The organism is Argonema galeatum A003/A1 (genome assembly GCF_023333595.1).
GTDB classification, from domain to species: Bacteria; Cyanobacteriota; Cyanobacteriia; order Cyanobacteriales; family Aerosakkonemataceae; genus Argonema; species Argonema galeatum.
In genome coordinates, this window is sequence record NZ_JAIQZM010000026.1 from 58959 (window position 1) to 74073 (window position 15115).

The 15115-nt window shown below is 41.4% G+C and carries 23 protein-coding genes; 14 read left to right on the top strand and 9 right to left on the bottom strand.

Features of this window, described 5'->3' with window-relative positions:
* Positions 1-117: 117 nt before the first annotated feature.
* From LAY41_RS23045 to LAY41_RS23050, 3 genes are read right to left on the bottom strand one after another with little or no spacing between them, the layout of a single operon-like run.
* The gene (locus tag LAY41_RS23045; RefSeq protein WP_249103309.1) at positions 118-336 is read right to left on the bottom strand and encodes a DUF6887 family protein; all 219 of its coding nucleotides are present in this window, start codon (positions 334-336) and stop codon (positions 118-120) included.
* Positions 336-518, bottom strand: coding sequence for a DUF6888 family protein (locus LAY41_RS32880; RefSeq protein ID WP_420840341.1), 183 nt, complete (start codon positions 516-518; stop codon positions 336-338). Before LAY41_RS32880 ends, LAY41_RS23045 begins: the two co-directional genes overlap by 1 nt.
* A 37-nt stretch (positions 519-555) precedes the next feature.
* Entirely contained in the window at positions 556-744 is a 189-nt protein-coding gene (locus tag LAY41_RS23050; RefSeq protein WP_249103310.1) for a hypothetical protein, read from the bottom strand.
* Between the two features lie 102 nt (positions 745-846).
* On the opposite strand from LAY41_RS23050, the gene LAY41_RS23055 reads away from it, so the two are divergent.
* From LAY41_RS23055 to LAY41_RS23090, 8 genes are all read left to right on the top strand, one after another.
* Complete coding sequence (locus LAY41_RS23055; protein ID WP_249103311.1) at positions 847-1302, top strand: DUF29 domain-containing protein; 456 nt, start codon at positions 847-849, stop codon at positions 1300-1302.
* 188 nt (positions 1303-1490) lie between these two features.
* Positions 1491-1733: a type II toxin-antitoxin system Phd/YefM family antitoxin gene (locus tag LAY41_RS23060; protein ID WP_249103312.1), complete on the top strand. Its 243-nt coding sequence runs from the start codon at positions 1491-1493 to the stop codon at positions 1731-1733.
* A complete protein-coding gene (locus LAY41_RS23065) occupies positions 1730-2116 on the top strand; it encodes a type II toxin-antitoxin system VapC family toxin (protein ID WP_249103313.1) in 387 nt (128 codons plus the stop codon). The genes LAY41_RS23060 and LAY41_RS23065 overlap by 4 nt, the downstream gene beginning before the upstream one ends.
* Before the next feature lie 247 nt (positions 2117-2363).
* On the top strand, positions 2364-2579 hold the full coding sequence (locus LAY41_RS23070) for a hypothetical protein (RefSeq protein WP_249070873.1): 216 nt from the start codon (positions 2364-2366) through the stop codon (positions 2577-2579).
* Entirely contained in the window at positions 2576-3043 is a 468-nt protein-coding gene (locus tag LAY41_RS23075) for a type II toxin-antitoxin system VapC family toxin (protein ID WP_249103314.1), read from the top strand. Before LAY41_RS23070 ends, LAY41_RS23075 begins: the two co-directional genes overlap by 4 nt.
* Positions 3044-3226: 183 nt before the next feature.
* Complete coding sequence (locus tag LAY41_RS23080; RefSeq protein WP_249103316.1) at positions 3227-3502, top strand: ribbon-helix-helix domain-containing protein; 276 nt, start codon at positions 3227-3229, stop codon at positions 3500-3502.
* Positions 3499-3849 (top strand): type II toxin-antitoxin system PemK/MazF family toxin, encoded by a 351-nt coding sequence (locus LAY41_RS23085; protein ID WP_249103317.1) that lies wholly within the window; start codon positions 3499-3501, stop codon positions 3847-3849. Before LAY41_RS23080 ends, LAY41_RS23085 begins: the two co-directional genes overlap by 4 nt.
* 18 nt (positions 3850-3867) lie before the next feature.
* A complete protein-coding gene (locus tag LAY41_RS23090) occupies positions 3868-4206 on the top strand; it encodes a DUF29 domain-containing protein (RefSeq protein ID WP_249103318.1) in 339 nt (112 codons plus the stop codon).
* On the opposite strand, the gene LAY41_RS23095 is transcribed toward LAY41_RS23090, so the two are convergent.
* Positions 4198-5124 carry a CFI-box-CTERM domain-containing protein gene (locus LAY41_RS23095; RefSeq protein ID WP_249103319.1) on the bottom strand — a complete coding sequence of 309 codons (927 nt, stop codon included), beginning with the start codon at positions 5122-5124 and terminating at the stop codon, positions 4198-4200. The genes LAY41_RS23090 and LAY41_RS23095 overlap by 9 nt on opposite strands.
* 142 nt (positions 5125-5266) lie before the next feature.
* Positions 5267-5428: a hypothetical protein gene (locus LAY41_RS23100; protein ID WP_249103320.1), complete on the bottom strand. Its 162-nt coding sequence runs from the start codon at positions 5426-5428 to the stop codon at positions 5267-5269.
* A gap of 516 nt (positions 5429-5944) precedes the next feature.
* Here LAY41_RS23100 and LAY41_RS23105 point away from each other — a divergent pair.
* The 3 genes from LAY41_RS23105 (at position 5945) to LAY41_RS23115 (ending at position 8334) form a co-directional block, all read left to right on the top strand.
* A complete protein-coding gene (locus LAY41_RS23105) occupies positions 5945-7324 on the top strand; it encodes an ATP-binding protein (protein ID WP_249103365.1) in 1380 nt (459 codons plus the stop codon).
* A gap of 73 nt (positions 7325-7397) precedes the next feature.
* Positions 7398-8084, top strand: coding sequence for a Uma2 family endonuclease (locus LAY41_RS23110; protein WP_249103321.1), 687 nt, complete (start codon positions 7398-7400; stop codon positions 8082-8084).
* A 43-nt stretch (positions 8085-8127) separates the two neighbouring features.
* Complete coding sequence (locus tag LAY41_RS23115; protein ID WP_249103322.1) at positions 8128-8334, top strand: type II toxin-antitoxin system HicB family antitoxin; 207 nt, start codon at positions 8128-8130, stop codon at positions 8332-8334.
* Between the two features lie 127 nt (positions 8335-8461).
* Here LAY41_RS23115 and LAY41_RS23120 read toward each other — a convergent pair whose 3' ends face one another.
* The 3 genes from LAY41_RS23120 to LAY41_RS23130 all read right to left on the bottom strand — a co-directional run bounded on the left by LAY41_RS23120 (position 8462) and on the right by LAY41_RS23130 (position 12654).
* The gene (locus LAY41_RS23120; RefSeq protein WP_249103323.1) at positions 8462-9667 is read right to left on the bottom strand and encodes a catalase family protein; all 1206 of its coding nucleotides are present in this window, start codon (positions 9665-9667) and stop codon (positions 8462-8464) included.
* A gap of 243 nt (positions 9668-9910) precedes the next feature.
* The gene (locus LAY41_RS23125) at positions 9911-11554 is read right to left on the bottom strand and encodes a peroxidase family protein (RefSeq protein WP_249103324.1); all 1644 of its coding nucleotides are present in this window, start codon (positions 11552-11554) and stop codon (positions 9911-9913) included.
* A gap of 86 nt (positions 11555-11640) precedes the next feature.
* Positions 11641-12654, bottom strand: a complete 1014-nt coding sequence (locus LAY41_RS23130) for a DUF2235 domain-containing protein (protein ID WP_249103325.1) — start codon at positions 12652-12654, stop codon at positions 11641-11643.
* Positions 12655-12669: 15 nt separating this feature from the next.
* On the opposite strand from LAY41_RS23130, the gene LAY41_RS32390 reads away from it, so the two are divergent.
* On the top strand, positions 12670-12804 hold the full coding sequence (locus LAY41_RS32390; protein WP_275974346.1) for a hypothetical protein: 135 nt from the start codon (positions 12670-12672) through the stop codon (positions 12802-12804).
* Positions 12805-13037: 233 nt separating this feature from the next.
* Here the strand turns inward: LAY41_RS32390 and LAY41_RS32395 are convergent, their stop codons facing one another.
* Positions 13038-13172, bottom strand: coding sequence for a hypothetical protein (locus LAY41_RS32395; RefSeq protein ID WP_275974347.1), 135 nt, complete (start codon positions 13170-13172; stop codon positions 13038-13040).
* Positions 13173-13340: 168 nt separating this feature from the next.
* Between LAY41_RS32395 and LAY41_RS23135 the strand changes: the two genes are divergently transcribed.
* Together LAY41_RS23135 and LAY41_RS23140 are read left to right on the top strand one after the other, a co-directional pair.
* Positions 13341-14441 carry an alkene reductase gene (locus LAY41_RS23135; protein WP_249103326.1) on the top strand — a complete coding sequence of 367 codons (1101 nt, stop codon included), beginning with the start codon at positions 13341-13343 and terminating at the stop codon, positions 14439-14441.
* Between the two features lie 155 nt (positions 14442-14596).
* A complete protein-coding gene (locus tag LAY41_RS23140; protein ID WP_249103327.1) occupies positions 14597-15094 on the top strand; it encodes a hypothetical protein in 498 nt (165 codons plus the stop codon).
* The last annotated feature ends 21 nt before the right edge of the window (positions 15095-15115 follow it).

A 15115-nucleotide genomic window follows, 5' to 3' on the forward strand; every position in this document is an offset into this window, starting at 1 on the left:
TTTTTCAACGCAGAGGTACGCGAAGGTTAGCGCAGAGGTACGCAGAGAAAAACTTTGCGTTACTTTGCGTTTACCTTTGCGTCCTTTGCGTTAAAAAATAGTACGGTATTGCGGAACTCATCGTATTTCGCGGTTTGAACTTTTGCGAAGATGTTCGAGGAATTCCGGGTAATTCTCTAAATCTTCTGGTGACTCCAACGGTGGCATTTCAATCCAGGTAGCCTCTGCGTGTAACCTGTCCACATACGCATAAAACGCTTCTTCGTCATCTCGATGGGTAAGAACGTAAGCGTGCAATTCTTTCCGATTCATTGCTTTGAAGTCAAGCTTGCTCATTATATATACCTCCATTTGCCGTTGGGATAAATCTCAATGATATTTTCTTCGCCTGCTAGAAAGAAAACATTGCCTGTTCGCCCATCCATACGAACTACGTTGATAGGCAAGTATAGCTTGCTGAACCAAACACACAAATTGAAGCACTGTGTTTTCTGCTCTGCCGTAGGAATTTTGGACACACCTCACCGATCGCTCATTGTTACAAGTTTAGCATTATTAAGATCCCGATTCGGGCCTTCTTTGACGCTTGGGGCGAAGCTGGCGTGCTGCTGCGATCGCATATTGGTTACATTCTGTGAATTCCCCTTGACTCAAGAGTATCCCATCCCAAATAATACTCTCAACCTTCATGGGTCTTTCGGGATTATTATGCCAATGTTCAAAACGAACATTTTGTAGTAGCACGGCTTCATCAGTATGTCGGTCATACCAAGATTTTAATTAGCTGTGCTACTACGACCGCATATTTGACATTAACAGAGGAATCGCAACTAAAAGGGGTGAGTTATGAACAGTGTTAGGGATTTAAAAAATCTCTACGATATTGATGATTCTCAATGGCTAGAAGAAACGGTTAAATTGATTAAGAATCGCCAATTTAAAGAGCTAGATTTAGAGAATTTAATAGAGGAGTTAGAGGATTTGGGCAGGGAAAAGAGAAATGCTGTTGCCAGCCTTTTAGAACAGGTTATCCGTCATTTATTATTACTGCAATATTGGACAAGCGAATCCGACTATAATGAAGTTCACTGGCAAGAAGAAATCTATACTTTCAGAATTCAATTGAGACGAAGACTTACTACCAATCTCCGTAATTACTTAGATTCGGAATTGGATTCTATCTATAAAGATGCGTTAGGATTTGTGAAAATTAAAACTCAAAATTTCGTCAGTTTCCCACCAGAATGTCCTTACTCGCTTGACCAATTACTTGATATCGAGTGGTTGCCCTCATTAAATTAAATTTGAAAACACAATCCTGGTAAAATGGTAGCGATCGCATTCTGGGAAAGATAGAAGTGCGAATGCCTACAACAGGCTACGCCAACGCATTTGGGGAAGATGGGGGTGCGATCGCACTTCTGTTTCTGTTTTTTCAGGTAGTTTTCGATGTAAAATTGAAAGTAAGTGGTTGATTTTAGCAAATTAATATGACCGCCGTTCAAAAAACAGTAGATGTCAGTGTCGCACAAATGAGTGTGCAAGAATTATTACACCTCATTGATGAAGGGACAGAAGTTTTACTGACAGATGGCCGAAAACCCTTGGCTCGTCTAGTTCCTATTCTCCAACCAAATGTACCCCGAATAGCTGGATTACACCAGGGAGCAATATCGACAAGTAATGATTTTGATGAGCCATTACCAGAAGAATTTTGGACGGCAGGTGGATGAAATTATTGTTTGATACTCATACTTTTATTTGGTGGGATAGTCAACCGAATAACCTATCACAAACAGCTTTAGCACTGTTGCAAGATAGGTCAAATATTTTGCTCCTGAGTGTCATCAGCATTTGGGAGATGCAAATTAAGTTACAGCTAGGTAAAATAACACTAAATCGATCTTTGTTAGAAATTATTGAAAATCAGCAACAAACTAATCAAATAGAGGTACTACCTGTGAAGCTGGCTCATGTTTTAGAATTGGATAGCTTGCCACTTGTTCACAAAGATCCTTTCGATCGTTTGTTGATTGCACAAGCCAATGTGCAAAATGCTGCCTTAGTTAGCTGCGATCCAATTGTTGCCCAATATCCAGTTAACGTTATTTGGTAAATTGCCTAATAGCATCGCTTTTTCTTTGCAGTTAAGTGTATTAAGCGATCGCATTTGGGGGAAAGATGGAAGTGCGATATGCCTTATGCTGGCTATGCCAACGCATTCTGGGAAAGATGGGAGTGCGATATGCCTTATGCTGGCTACGCCAACGCTTTTAACGATAAGTTTTCCCATCAGTAGCTAAGAACGGTGAAAAATGCTATTTTAGCTATTATACCTGAATTTTAGGGAACACTTTAAAATTATGAGTAGTTCTTTGACACCTTTTTTAAAGCACAGAGGCAAAACGGAAGCAGAACAATTTCAGAAGAATCAGGCGGCAATGAAACTTCTGAAAAGCTGGATAGAAGAAGAAGTTACGGAAGAGGAATCAAAGCAAAGAGAAAGCTACTTTGAATCTTTCAAAGAAATTGTGGATAGTGCGCGGATGCCGGGACATAAGCTTTACAATAAAGAATGATTGTTTTTTTAGACACGGGAATACTTGGGTTAGTTGCCTCGCCAAATAATACGGGTGAGGCGAAAGAATGTAAAGACTGGCTTTATGGGTTACTTGCTAGAAGTGTATATGTTCTAACTTCTGATATTTGTGACTATGAAGTTAGAAGGGGTTTGCTATTAGCGTCTTTGAGTAACCCAACAGTTCAAGGTATCCAAAATCTAGATATTTTGCCAGAAGTTATTGACTTTTTACCGTTAACTAAAATGGTAATGAAAGAAGCAGCTAATTTGTGGGCGCAAGCGCACAGTCAAGGAATTCAAACAGCGGACAATAAAAATATTGATGCAGATATGATTATCTGCGCTCAAGCTAAAGTTCTCCAAGCAGAAAATCCGGGTCAGTATATCGTAATTGCTTCTACGAATACTAAACATTTGAAACTGTTTACAGAAGCAAAGGAATGGAGAGATATCAAATTTTAGGTAAGCTGTAGGAGAGTTTAATAGAGATCTCATTTTGGGAAAGATGGAAGTGCGATATGCCAACGGCTGCCTACGCCAACGCATTTGGGGGAAAGATGGGAGTGCGATCGCCACTGATTAAGGTTTTTAAGTTATGCTTAAGTTGATGCTATTATCAACATCAATTTAAACATCAAGATAGTTATGCAAAATCAGACTGTCCGCACAACAATAACTCTACCTGCGGAACTTTTAGCCGCGACTGACAGGATAGTCAGCCAAGGAAAAGCCAAGAGTCGTAATGAGTTTGTAGCACAAGCACTTCTACACGAGCTTGAAGCACTCAAACGAGCAGAAATTAATGCAGCACTGATTGAAATGACGCAAGACCCGGATTATCAAGCTCAAGTGCTACAGATGGAGGCTGAGTTTGGGGTAGCAAGTTGGGAAGCCTTCCAGTTGGGAGAATCTTCAGTATGAAACGAGGAGAAGTCTACGATGCTCGACTTGAACCTGTTGAGGGTTCTGAACAAGGGGGCACTCGTCCTGTTATCATTGTTAGTCGAGATGCAATCAATACATATAGTCCTGTAGTTTTGGCTATTCCCTGCACTACTTATCAAACTGGTAAACGAGTTTATCCCACTCAGATATTAATTACAGCGCCAGACGGTGGATTAACTAACGATTCGATCGCTATGGCAGATCAGGTAAGGGTGTTATCTAAAAATCGCTTACTGAGTTTACGAGGAATGCTTAGTAATGAAGCAATAATTTTGGTGAATCAAGCTTTGTTAATTGCGTTTGATTTGCCCAGTCAAGTTTAATCGCATTTAGGGGGAAAGATGGGAGTGCGATCGCATTTGGGGAAAGATGGAACTGCGATCGCTTTTTGGGAAAGATGGAAGTGCGATCGCATTGGGGAAAAACTGCAATATTGGACAAGCGAATCCGACTATAATGCAGTTCACTGGCAAGAAGAAATCTATACTTTCAGAATTCAATTGAGACGAAGGATTACTACCAATCTCCGTAATTATTTAGAGTCTGAATTGAACTCTATCTATAAAGATGCGTTAGGATTTGTGAAAATTAAAACTCAAAATGCCGTCAGTTTTCTCCCAGAATGTCCTTACTCGCTTGACCAATTACTTGATATCGAGTGGTTGCCCTCATTAAATTAAATCTTTACGTATCCGCTTTGCTAAACGTTCTAGTTGATGTCTCACAAAACTTTTTATTGCTGGCTGTTTTTCCACATATTGAGCTATACTAGGACTAATCTGGTAGTAAAAATTAACTAGCCGTTTACCAACAGGATTAGTTAATAATTTTTCATCTCGGAAATTGCGGAATGTGTCTAAGTCTGGGTGCGTGGGAGTTGAGTAAGCTGCTGTGGCGATGAAGCATCCGTATTTTGTTAATGATTGTATTTCAGTTTCTAATTGAGTGAGAGATATTTGTGTACTACTAGCTATAGACAAAGCTACTCTAATTTTTTTCAGGCTATCCAATGGCTCGTCTGATTTTATTTCAATTTTTGTATTTTTTATTTTCTGAATAGCTTCTTGATTGCTTGTAAGAATATATCGATTATTTTCCAGGTAATCTGATAGGGACTGATAAAAATTTAGTTGCTCGACATCAAAGCGTTTTTGATAATCTCTAGTTAAAAAATCAAAAATTTGTTTAATTTTAGATACAACATAAGCTTTTTCTATCTGACTACTTTCGAGTTGCTTACTAATCTGTAATAGACGTATAATAAGACCAGTCATAAATTTAATCTGCTCTTCCAGTGAGTAAGAAATTTTCAGCCAATTATTAACCTCGCTGCTGTCATTCTTTATCTTTTCATAGACTATTTCAGCCTGTTTATTTCTTGTTAATCCTTGTGAAATACCATAGTTTTGTATATAAAGATCTACTTGCAAAGCGCTTTCTCGACAACTTATATATCGAACATATTCCAGCAAAGAGTCTAAATAATTAAGAAGAGCATTAGCATGATCTCCTTTTTCTTCATAATATTTGCCTCTTTCGCCTAAACGAATATAGTCTCTTTCTAGTTGGTCGCGAATTTCATAGATATTTTCCGGCATTTTATTATCTCCTTTAGTTTTAAAATTAATTTTAAAGTTGTAGCAAATCTCTTAAAAGTCAAGCGATCGCCCGCTCTTGACCCTCTCCCCATCCTTCCCGATACTGCGGTGCGTTAACGAAGTGTAACGCACCCTACATTTGTTATCTAATCCAGCCTTTACCTTGACACTTTTGGCATTGAGCTTCTCTGACAGCACCTTCTGGCTTTTTCGTTCCTGTTCCGCCACATGATGGACACGGTTTTCCATCTTTAGCTTCAAAAGCGTTGGGATCTCTTATATCTGGTGGTTTCTCATTGCTCATAAAATAAAATCTCTTTTTTGATTTCACTCATTGTTGGTTGTGAAGGTTGTGAGTTAGATTGATCTCTCCATTTCTTCCTTAGATTTATTTTGTTTATCTGGGGGTTTCTCGCTTGCCATAATTTAAATATTTCCCTCCTAAAGTGCGTTAAATAAATCGCTCAATCAAGCTTTTATGGGGGTGAATCGGTATCAATGACAGTTTCTTCTTTGCATTCCTGGCATTTATATACCACTCTTTCTGTGTATTGATTTATTGTTCTTCTTCCGACCTCTTCCATCTTGGTGCTTCCGCAGTGGTCGCATACAGGGCCACCAACTTCATTTCTTTTGCCCATTGCTTCTTACCTCATTGAATTGCCATCAGTGTATTTTTTTCCTTTCTCTATAATCTCACTGCGGAAAGCTTCTGTCAGTCGGAAATGTCGGTAATTTTATAACCATAAAATGTCAGAAATGTAAGAAATGTCGTAAATGTCGGATATAATAGGGCAAACTATAGCCCATTGCTGACATGATGGATATTAAAGAAATCTTAAAATTGACAGACGAGCTAGTTTTAGCCAAAACAGGGGAACACCTAGATTATCTGCAAGAAGCTATACTGCGGGGTACATTACAAGATCAGAAATACGCGGAAATTGCAGAAGCAACTCACTCTAGTGAAGGTTATGTCAGGGATGTCGGGTCAAAATTATGGAAAATACTATCTAAGGGATTGGGACAAGATATTACTAAAGCGAATTTTCGAGCGATATTAGAAAAGGCAAAAATTTACAAAAATAATATTTCATCAGCTATTGTTGGCGAAACTATTACAGTCAATAACCTTAACATTTGTCCAGAAAAATCTCGATCGCACACCCCCACACCACAACCGCAACAAACCCAAACCCGATCGCACATCGACTTAGGCGACGCACCGGAAATCTTCAGCTTCTACGATCGCACCGACTCCCTCACCACCCTCGAAACCTGGATATTACAAGATCGCGATCGCCTCATCGCACTCCTGGGTATCAGCGGAATTGGCAAAACTACCCTCGCACTGCGACTCATAGAACAAATCAAAACCCATTTTGATTACGTCATCTATCGCAGCCTCCGCTTTTCGCCAACCCCAGATGCAACCCTCACCAACTTGCTGCAAATCTTCTCCCAGCAAGCAGAGATCCCCCACGCGATCGAAACGCAACTTTCCCAACTCATCAACTACCTACGCAAATATCGCTGTCTGATTATCTTCGATGACGTACAGATGCTTTTCAGCAGCGGACAACTCGCAGGTCAATATAAATCTGGATATGAAGATTATCACTTATTTTTCAAACAAATAGCCGAACTTTGTCATCAGAGTAGCTTACTATTAATTAGTTGGGAAAAACCCAGAGAAATCGCCAAACTAGAAAGACTAAATAACTATGTGCATTCCTTAGTATTAGAGAGTTTAGGCGTAGCAGCTAAAGAAATTCTCAAACAGCATAATTTATCAGATGAAGACAGTTGGGAAATTTTGATTAATTCCTATCAAGGAAATCCCCTCTGGTTAGAGTTCACCGCCACCATGATTCAAGAATTATTTGGAGGTAATGTTTCTGACTTTTTACAATGTGACGCGCCAATCTTATGCGAATCTTTACAAGCACAGTTAGACCAACAATTTCAGCGTCTAACCCAGCCGGAACAAGCAGTAATGATTCAGCTTGCTAATGAAACAGAACCCGTTACTTTGCCGCAAATTGCCAAGACAGTACAGTTATCTACCGCAGATTTATTGAATGCCATGCAATCGCTAGGGAGGCGGCTGTTATTGGAGGCAAAAGAACAGGGTAAGACAACCTTTTTTACTTTAAATACTGTGTTGAAACAGTATGTAAAAAATCGATATTGTAACTAAACAATACAGGATTTACTTATCTTTGCTACAATTGGCAGTATCTAGCACAGTGCGATCTGTAGGTTGAAAACTTATGATATCTGCTAGCGCGATTTTTCCTCCTTTGACCATTCCTCCTTTAGAAAACGGCGACAAGCTCACCCGCGCTGAATTTGAGCGTCGCTATGAAGCAATGCCTGAAGTCAAAAAAGCTGAATTGATTGAAGGAATGGTTTATATGGCATCTCCGTTAAGATTTGAAAGTCACGCAGAGCCTCATGCTTACATTATGGGCTGGTTGGCTACATACAAGGCTGGTACACCGGGAGTAAGGCTAGGTGATAATCCAACGGTGCGTCTGGATGCCGATAACGAACCGCAACCGGATGCTTTATTGAGAATAGAACAGGGGGGCCGATCGCGCATCAGTGACGATGATTATGTGGAAGGTGCGCCGGAATTAATAGTAGAAATTGCCGCTTCTACTGCGTCTCTAGATTTGCATAAAAAACTGACAGTCTACCGTCGCAATGGAGTACAAGAATATTTAGTTTGGCGAGTTTACGATCGTCAATTCGATTGGTTTAGATTAAATGCCGGGGAATATATTCAAGTTGAGCCGAATGCTGATGGTGTAATTTGCTCTCAAGTCTTTCCGGGGTTGTGGTTGGATAAAGCAGCTTTATTAGGGGGTAATTTAGCAAAAGTTTTAGAAATATTGCAGCAGGGTTTAGCAAGTCAGGAACATCAAGCTTTTGTGCAAAGACTGGCTAATGATTAAATGGCGCGATAGAAGAACAGCAGCAGTTAGAGCAAGGGGATGAATGAAATATAGCATTTTGATTCAGTGGTCTGAGAACGATCGAGCGTATGTTGCTAGTTTGCCTGAATGGGGGAAATACGCTCGAACACACGGCGAAACTTATGAAGAAGCACTTGAGAACGCCAAGGAAGTTTTAGAAGATTTGGTGTATGGCTATGAGCAAACGGGTAAGCCCCTACCAGAGCCACAGACACTACAGGTAGCCTAAACTTGTAGTGACTAACAATAGGGGTGAGGAAGTTTTCAAACTTACCTCACACCTTGGCGTTAAACTTTAGCCTATGTCATTCAGTTCGCCTTCCTAAATGATTATTCCCATTCTGACGGATGTATTCTTAGTTAAATGTTTCCGCTCCTGTTGGTTCTTGGTGGACAATACCTCGCTTTTGAAGGCGATAATTCGCTACAACGGGGTAAACAACACCGCGTATCCGATTGATCGCACCTACTGGACGATGAACTGCTAAACCGTTCCAGGGAGAATATCTCAGGTTTTCGTTGAAATCCGATTGTTTTTCATAATCAATAATCTGATGATTGACGGTGAGACGACCTACTTTCAAGAAGGGTGATTCCTGTTCTTTCCAGACATTGATGCCATCGTCGATCGGCATTTTTAGGCTGGTTTGGAACTGGATGCCAAAATCCCACCAGTATTGAGCATCAGGTTTCGCCAGGGCTTGAATTAGATCATCCCGGTAATAATTGTCTGGTTGATTGGGATCTAAACCCAAGGCTTTGGCCCGATCGACAAAGGGAATTTTAGGAATTCCCGGTCGAGATTGTTCGGGAATTATCTCGTGCGGTGGTTTGCATGAAACCGGAGTAAACCCATACTTAATTACAGCGGGATATTCGACAGGAACTATACCAGGCTGAGAGGGATCGAAATCGGGATAGAGACCCAAAGCAGAGGGTGAACCGCTCCAATATTTTGCTGTTAGCAAACTCTTCGGAGTCCGGCTACCCGTAAGCGTTGACACCGCTAGAAAGTGTCTGGGATGTCGCATTAGCCACTTTTTCAATGTATCTGGTGATTCCACAAGAGCAGAAAAAAAGCCGTAGTAATCTTTGATGGTTTGGCTCACAAATATCTCTGAATTGTGAACAATGATGTCCTGGGTTTTTGACTCGTGGCTTTGCGCGAGTCGTTCCCCTTCCACCCCCATGACTTTCACTGAAATTGAGCGCGAATCTTGGGCGTAATCATTGGCTACTTTGGTAGCCCCGTTAGCAAATCGCAACCAAACAGGATATTCTTTGGGTTTTGCCAGCAAACCTTGCTTAATGGAAATCGCATTGAGTTGCGAAGAAGTTAACGAGGCGCGTTTGCCCAATTCCCGTTTAATCGCTTCCTCATCAAAGTCAAAAATTTCCAGAGTTCCTTTAACGCAGGCATGAGTTTTGGCGTGAGTATCGCGCAGCGCCCGCTCCTTATTGCCGTAAAGATTATCCATCCGAAGCTTGGCCTGCTCAACCAAAAGATCGTAGTATTTGATCTCGTCCTGTTCGGGATATTCGGTAAATAACTTCTTGCTCATAAATAACCTTTTAAAAGCTGATAATGGCGATAATGGTTGGTATTTTCCCCTTCTAATTTACCCGATTTTTAACGGGATGTCGGGCGAACTCAGGTGTAAGTTGTTCGTGGTTCATTGCGTAATCTCATAAACCACGAACAACTCACCACTGAGACTGTCGGCTATTATTGAACTGGAGTTCTATATTTGAAAAAAGGGCGTACACTTTACAATTTGTAACCCAACTCCAGTTCAGTCAGCTCGTTAATCTGGTTGCCAACCCTCATTATAAAAAGAAACTCTGTACTCTTTACCGGGAGGAACATTACGATTCAACACCTGGGAGAGGGTCTTGGTATTCATAATCTCTTCCCAACCTACTGGTGAAAAAGTTTCTGGATTGAAAACATTTTCTGCCAGCAGCGGATTAGTGAAAGCTTGAGAAAAGGCATCAATTCCTATCAGCCGTCCGACTAAAGGAGGTAGGGCTGAATTTGGCCGCAAATCTTCTGCGTAGAGTCCTACATACAACTCAATGTTGTCAACGTGACCGTACAATCGTTTCAATTCTTTTTGGACATCTTCATCGCTACTAATTTGATCGAAATCGGTCACCCGTGGATACTTACACAGTTCGCGGTAATCGTTGTAGGTTCTTAATTTTGCCGCACGACCTACACGAATACTGGCTGTCTCGGTTGGAATCAGGAAGTCCGGCGTATTGAATAAACTCAATTGCGCTGCTGGTTGGGAACAACTTTCTTCAAATATAGCTCCCAAACCCTTGTTGATAATCATATCGTTGTTCCACATCGTGTCGGGCACAGACATTTCTTTCCCGTCATGAATTAGCTTATCGGGCAGCATACTATGCCAACGATAAACTAAAGTAAATTCTACCGACATCCAATTGGTGCGATACCATTTTTCATCAATAAATGCTGGGGGATCGATGAAGAATTGGAAGTGATAGGGAGTAATGTGGTTGATATAATCCTCTAGCACAATTTTCAGAAACTCCGCCATCACGATATTTCTGGCGGTTTGGAAAAGACGTTCATCATCCCAAGTTGGATAATTCTTTGCTAAGAGGTCGCACACGCGATTATGTTCTCTTAAGCTAAGAACGTTCAGCATTACATAGCCAACTTGCACATTGACACGCTCTAACTCGATCCCCATTACAAATAATTTTTGTCTTTTTTCATAGGGTAGTTTATCCGATTTTTTCTCGTCGTATTCACCGACTATTTGATGGGGAATTCCTTTGAATTCTTGCTTGGGCTGTCCGTTCTCATCATAGTAAAAAGGAGGATATTCTTCACCATTTATAATTTGGCTTTTTAGCTTGCCTCCTTGATGAGACCTCAGCAGGTGAGTAATATTGGCGTTCAACCCATAGACGTTACACAGATCGATTTGGTGGTTGGAGCTATTTTTGCGGTGATCCAGTCGATCTGTCCGCAGGAAACTGTCGGTAAACCATTGCACGAAATAGGGGAAAAGCAGAGAGGATTTGCGTGAATATTTCGTCTTCCCTTTTTTGCGGTACAAAACCTCCAAATCTTTAACATCCGGCAAATTCTTTTCAAAATTCTCTGTGGGTGTTAAATTAACCCCTATGTAGTTTTTATCCGTTAAGGGCTTCCAATCAGTAGGCGGTAGTTGGAGTCCCGAATAAGTGCGATCGTTTAATGACTCCCAAGACGTATAGGGAGACATAGTGCTAAACGGATAGGGCCGAGTGGGAATTTTTAAGACGGCATTGTTAATGAGAGTTGAGTTGACTTTTTTGCTAAGCCCCTCGTTGCTTTGAATGAAGTGCCAAAGCGGCTTTAAGTTAGTTAAAAGCAAAGTCTCGATTTTGTTTTTAAATCCGTCTCTTGATGTGTCTCTTTTTGAAGACATAATTCTTTCCCCTTTGGGTTCTTGTAGATTCGATTGATTGTCCAATCCTCAATTCCGAGAACTTGATGAAATCTTCTCTGTCCTCTTCAATTTGAATTAAGTTTGGATAAAAGCTTTTCTAGATTCTTGGGGCGGTAGTCCTTTCGGCTTTGCAAACGCTTGATCGTGCTTTCATGAAGCTCATCAATGGCATCGCCCACCTCGCGGAACTTGATTCCTGCCAATTTGAAGAAACCAGGATCGTTTTTAAAATCAATCTCATAGTTGGGATTGATACCTGTGGGAATGACACTTGGATCGAATTCAAGCCCCAATCCAAGGTTACGGGTTGAATCCAACATCCACTGTAAGGCGGCATCTGATAAACCGCTGTGTTCTTTCGTTCCACCGCCGACGCAGCCATGCTCGCCTGGAAACCAAACTTGAATAACCCGCTGGTTCTCAGCATCAGGATTTTTCTTCATAGGGGTAACATCAAAGATTTCGCGAACCTCATCGATCGCAACGGCGTGCAACGCATTCTTAATCGACTTATTTAAAGTGGTGTCGTGGAATCTGTACCTCTTATTGAGCTGTTCGTGCAACTTCTGGAAGGCGGGTAGACCAGGAATACCAAGGGCTCCAACGGTGTCGAAACAACCAAGCAAGGTGATAGGGACGCGATCGCCGTAATCTTCGCGGTAATCGGCTGCTACTTTATCCTTTGGTTTAATGTCTCGGTTACGGTAAAGCTCGTAGGCTTCAGATGCCCTGGTAATATGAGGGCGGTCTAGGAGACCGGAGCAATGGATCATCCCCGCTAGACTCCTGACTGTGTAAGCACCGCGACTGAACCCGAATAGATAGATTTCGTCACCACGCTCATAGTTGAGACAAAGAAAACGATAGGCATCTTGTATATTTTCATCGATTCCCAGTCCAGTGACTCCGCCCAAAAGCTTGTGACTTTCTACTCCAATTCCCTCGTCATAAAACACGATCTGTGGAACCCCGTCACTGGCACTCGATTTCACTGCCTGGGCAATCTTAATCACATTACTTGGGTAACCACTATTTAGTTGTTGCCAAGTTCCATCACAGCAAACGATTAGACGTTTCATTTTTACATTCTCTCCTTGAATCTGAGATTTTATAGCGATCGGTTATTGGTAATCGGTCACTTCCAATCGCCCATTCCTGGGATTCGATCGCGTCAGGCGATCGCTTCTAATTTATTACTCAAAATAGCCATATTGCTGGACAATTTTTAGCTACTTTTGTTGGAGCAAATTAGTCGCTAAGCAACATCCACTATAATTTACTGCTTTCAGTATGTCAATCTGAATTTAATTAATTTTAATAATTATGATTATGAAATATTAAGTAAGTAGGAAAAGTAGGAAAAAATCAAAATATTAAGTAAATTGGCATAATAAAAAAAATCGAGATGGTTTTATTACATTTATTATGTGAGGTAAATTACTGCTATACAAGGAACCTTCCTTCAGGGTAGCGCCACGGCGTCCGTAGCGGAAGTTGACCAGATAACGATCTTGACAGTGCGGCAAAGATCGACTTCGTAGACTTTCTCTGAACTTCCGGCTTGATAGACAAGCGTCGTCCGTCTGATTAGTTCCATCAGTCCCGCCTGTTACTATTCTCTTGTAGGTTGTTCTATACTATACAGCTACTAATCCACTTCGTCAGCAAAAGGGGCTAAAAAAGTCAAAAGTCAAAATAAAAAAGGGACAATGGAGAATTTTATTAATAGCTTCGTTAATTAAAAATGAGTAATTAAACATTAACAATGAGCATCAATCTCTTCTCACCAGTACAGCTTGGCCGTTATACTCTGCCAAACCGAATAGTGATGGCTCCGATGAGTCGTTTGCGAGCAATTGGCAATATCCCAAACTCAATAATGGCAACCTACTATGCCCAACGAGCATCGGCTGGACTTATTATTACTGAGTGTACGATGGTTTCTCCCCTCAGTAAAGCGTACATCAATTGTCCGGGTATTTACTCGCAAGAACAGGTTGATGGATGGAAGTTAGTTACAGATGCAGTGCATGATAAGGGAGGACGAATTTTCCTCCAACTTTGGCACAGCGGTCGCGTCACTCATCCGTCCTTATTAAATGGGCAAATACCTGTAGCACCGAGTGCGATCGCACCAGAATGGAAGCTAGATACTCCACTAGGCAAAGTCCCAATTGAAACACCCCGCGCCCTAGAAGATCGCGAAATTTCCGAAATTGTCGAACAGTTTCGCATCGGTGCAAAAAATGCAATCACAGCCGGATTTGATGGGATAGAAGTACACGGCGCATTCGGCTTTTTAATCGATCAATTCCTCCAAGATGGTGCTAACAAACGCACCGATGAATACGGTGGATCGATTGAAAACCGCGCCAGATTTTTGCTGGAAGTTGTGGCAGCGGTGACTGGGGTTTGGGGTAGCGATCGCGTTGGTGTCAAACTCACACCCAGCAATACATTCTATGGTATTTTCGACTCAAATCCCATAGCAACCTTTAGTTATGCAATCAATGCTCTCAACAACTTTGATTTAGCTTATATCCAAATGCCAGAGCCGAAAGAAACAGACCTGGCAACTCGCAATGTAATTAATCCAGTTACGCCCACTTTTCGCCCCATTTATAAAGGCACGCTCGTTACTAATAGCGATTTTGACAAAGCCAAAGGAAACGCTATTTTAGCCTCCGGTCAAGCTGATTTAGTTTCCTTCGCCAGATTGTTCTTAGCCAATCCCGATTTGCCCCAGCGCTGGGCAGCGAACGCAGCTTTAAACAGGCCCGATCCAAAAACATTTTTACCCATCAGCGAAACCGAACTCGAAAAAGGATATACTGACTATCCATTCCTCGAACCGCAATACGTTTGAACCCACATTCTGCAATTAATTTGTAGGGTGCGTTAGGCTCAAGCCGTAACGCACCCTACGCTACGCGGAACTTTTTCTCAATAGAATAAGTCAATGATTTGAGTTGTGCGCCAAGCAGAATCATCGAATTGAGATCCAATCATCAGGTGTAACCTATGAAAAAAATACTAATTATTGCCACCAGTTTATTAGTTATTTTAAGTGGCAATCCTGCTAATGCTTGTAGTTGTATTCCAACTACTCCTAGAAGAAGCTATCAACAAGCCAGATCTGTTTTTGCTGGTAGAGTAACTGATATTGTTGTGCGTCGCCGATCGCTTGACGGCCAAAGTAATAGCGAATCCGAAGCCGATCGACTTTTTACAGAAGTTAAAGTTACATTGGAAGTTTCCAAAGTTTGGAAAGGCCGAGTTACGCGACAGAGCGTTATTATGACAGCTAATTCCAGCGCTAGTTGCGGCTATACTTTTGAAAAAGGTAGAGAGTACCTTATTTACGCTTCCGGTCAGCCATCTGAATTGACAACCGGGTTATGCAGCGGAACCAAACCTCTTTCTAACGCAAGGGCAGATTTAGCTGTATTAGGCCAGGGATCTGCACCAAATCCAGAAAGTTCAAGCATAGAGAGATTGCAGCCAAACCAAGGAATATAGTTAAATAAATCTACTTCCCTA

What these genes read in the sequence shown, in the direction of transcription:
- LAY41_RS23045 (WP_249103309.1), bottom strand. Translation starts at nt 336, where the DNA reads ATGAGCAAGCTTGACTTCAAAGCAATGAATCGGAAAGAATTGCACGCT.
- LAY41_RS23055 (WP_249103311.1), top strand. Translation starts at nt 847, where the DNA reads ATGAACAGTGTTAGGGATTTAAAAAATCTCTACGATATTGATGATTCT.
- LAY41_RS23060 (WP_249103312.1), top strand. Translation starts at nt 1,491, where the DNA reads ATGACCGCCGTTCAAAAAACAGTAGATGTCAGTGTCGCACAAATGAGT.
- LAY41_RS23065 (WP_249103313.1), top strand. Translation starts at nt 1,730, where the DNA reads ATGAAATTATTGTTTGATACTCATACTTTTATTTGGTGGGATAGTCAA.
- LAY41_RS23070 (WP_249070873.1), top strand. Translation starts at nt 2,364, where the DNA reads ATGAGTAGTTCTTTGACACCTTTTTTAAAGCACAGAGGCAAAACGGAA.
- LAY41_RS23075 (WP_249103314.1), top strand. Translation starts at nt 2,576, where the DNA reads ATGATTGTTTTTTTAGACACGGGAATACTTGGGTTAGTTGCCTCGCCA.
- LAY41_RS23080 (WP_249103316.1), top strand. Translation starts at nt 3,227, where the DNA reads ATGCAAAATCAGACTGTCCGCACAACAATAACTCTACCTGCGGAACTT.
- LAY41_RS23085 (WP_249103317.1), top strand. Translation starts at nt 3,499, where the DNA reads ATGAAACGAGGAGAAGTCTACGATGCTCGACTTGAACCTGTTGAGGGT.
- LAY41_RS23090 (WP_249103318.1), top strand. Translation starts at nt 3,868, where the DNA reads ATGGGAGTGCGATCGCATTTGGGGAAAGATGGAACTGCGATCGCTTTT.
- LAY41_RS23095 (WP_249103319.1), bottom strand. Translation starts at nt 5,124, where the DNA reads ATGCCGGAAAATATCTATGAAATTCGCGACCAACTAGAAAGAGACTAT.
- LAY41_RS23100 (WP_249103320.1), bottom strand. Translation starts at nt 5,428, where the DNA reads ATGAGCAATGAGAAACCACCAGATATAAGAGATCCCAACGCTTTTGAA.
- LAY41_RS23105 (WP_249103365.1), top strand. Translation starts at nt 5,945, where the DNA reads ATGGATATTAAAGAAATCTTAAAATTGACAGACGAGCTAGTTTTAGCC.
- LAY41_RS23110 (WP_249103321.1), top strand. Translation starts at nt 7,398, where the DNA reads ATGATATCTGCTAGCGCGATTTTTCCTCCTTTGACCATTCCTCCTTTA.
- LAY41_RS23115 (WP_249103322.1), top strand. Translation starts at nt 8,128, where the DNA reads ATGAAATATAGCATTTTGATTCAGTGGTCTGAGAACGATCGAGCGTAT.
- LAY41_RS23120 (WP_249103323.1), bottom strand. Translation starts at nt 9,667, where the DNA reads ATGAGCAAGAAGTTATTTACCGAATATCCCGAACAGGACGAGATCAAA.
- LAY41_RS23125 (WP_249103324.1), bottom strand. Translation starts at nt 11,554, where the DNA reads ATGTCTTCAAAAAGAGACACATCAAGAGACGGATTTAAAAACAAAATC.
- LAY41_RS23130 (WP_249103325.1), bottom strand. Translation starts at nt 12,654, where the DNA reads ATGAAACGTCTAATCGTTTGCTGTGATGGAACTTGGCAACAACTAAAT.
- LAY41_RS32395 (WP_275974347.1), bottom strand. Translation starts at nt 13,172, where the DNA reads ATGGAACTAATCAGACGGACGACGCTTGTCTATCAAGCCGGAAGTTCA.
- LAY41_RS23135 (WP_249103326.1), top strand. Translation starts at nt 13,341, where the DNA reads ATGAGCATCAATCTCTTCTCACCAGTACAGCTTGGCCGTTATACTCTG.
- LAY41_RS23140 (WP_249103327.1), top strand. Translation starts at nt 14,597, where the DNA reads ATGAAAAAAATACTAATTATTGCCACCAGTTTATTAGTTATTTTAAGT.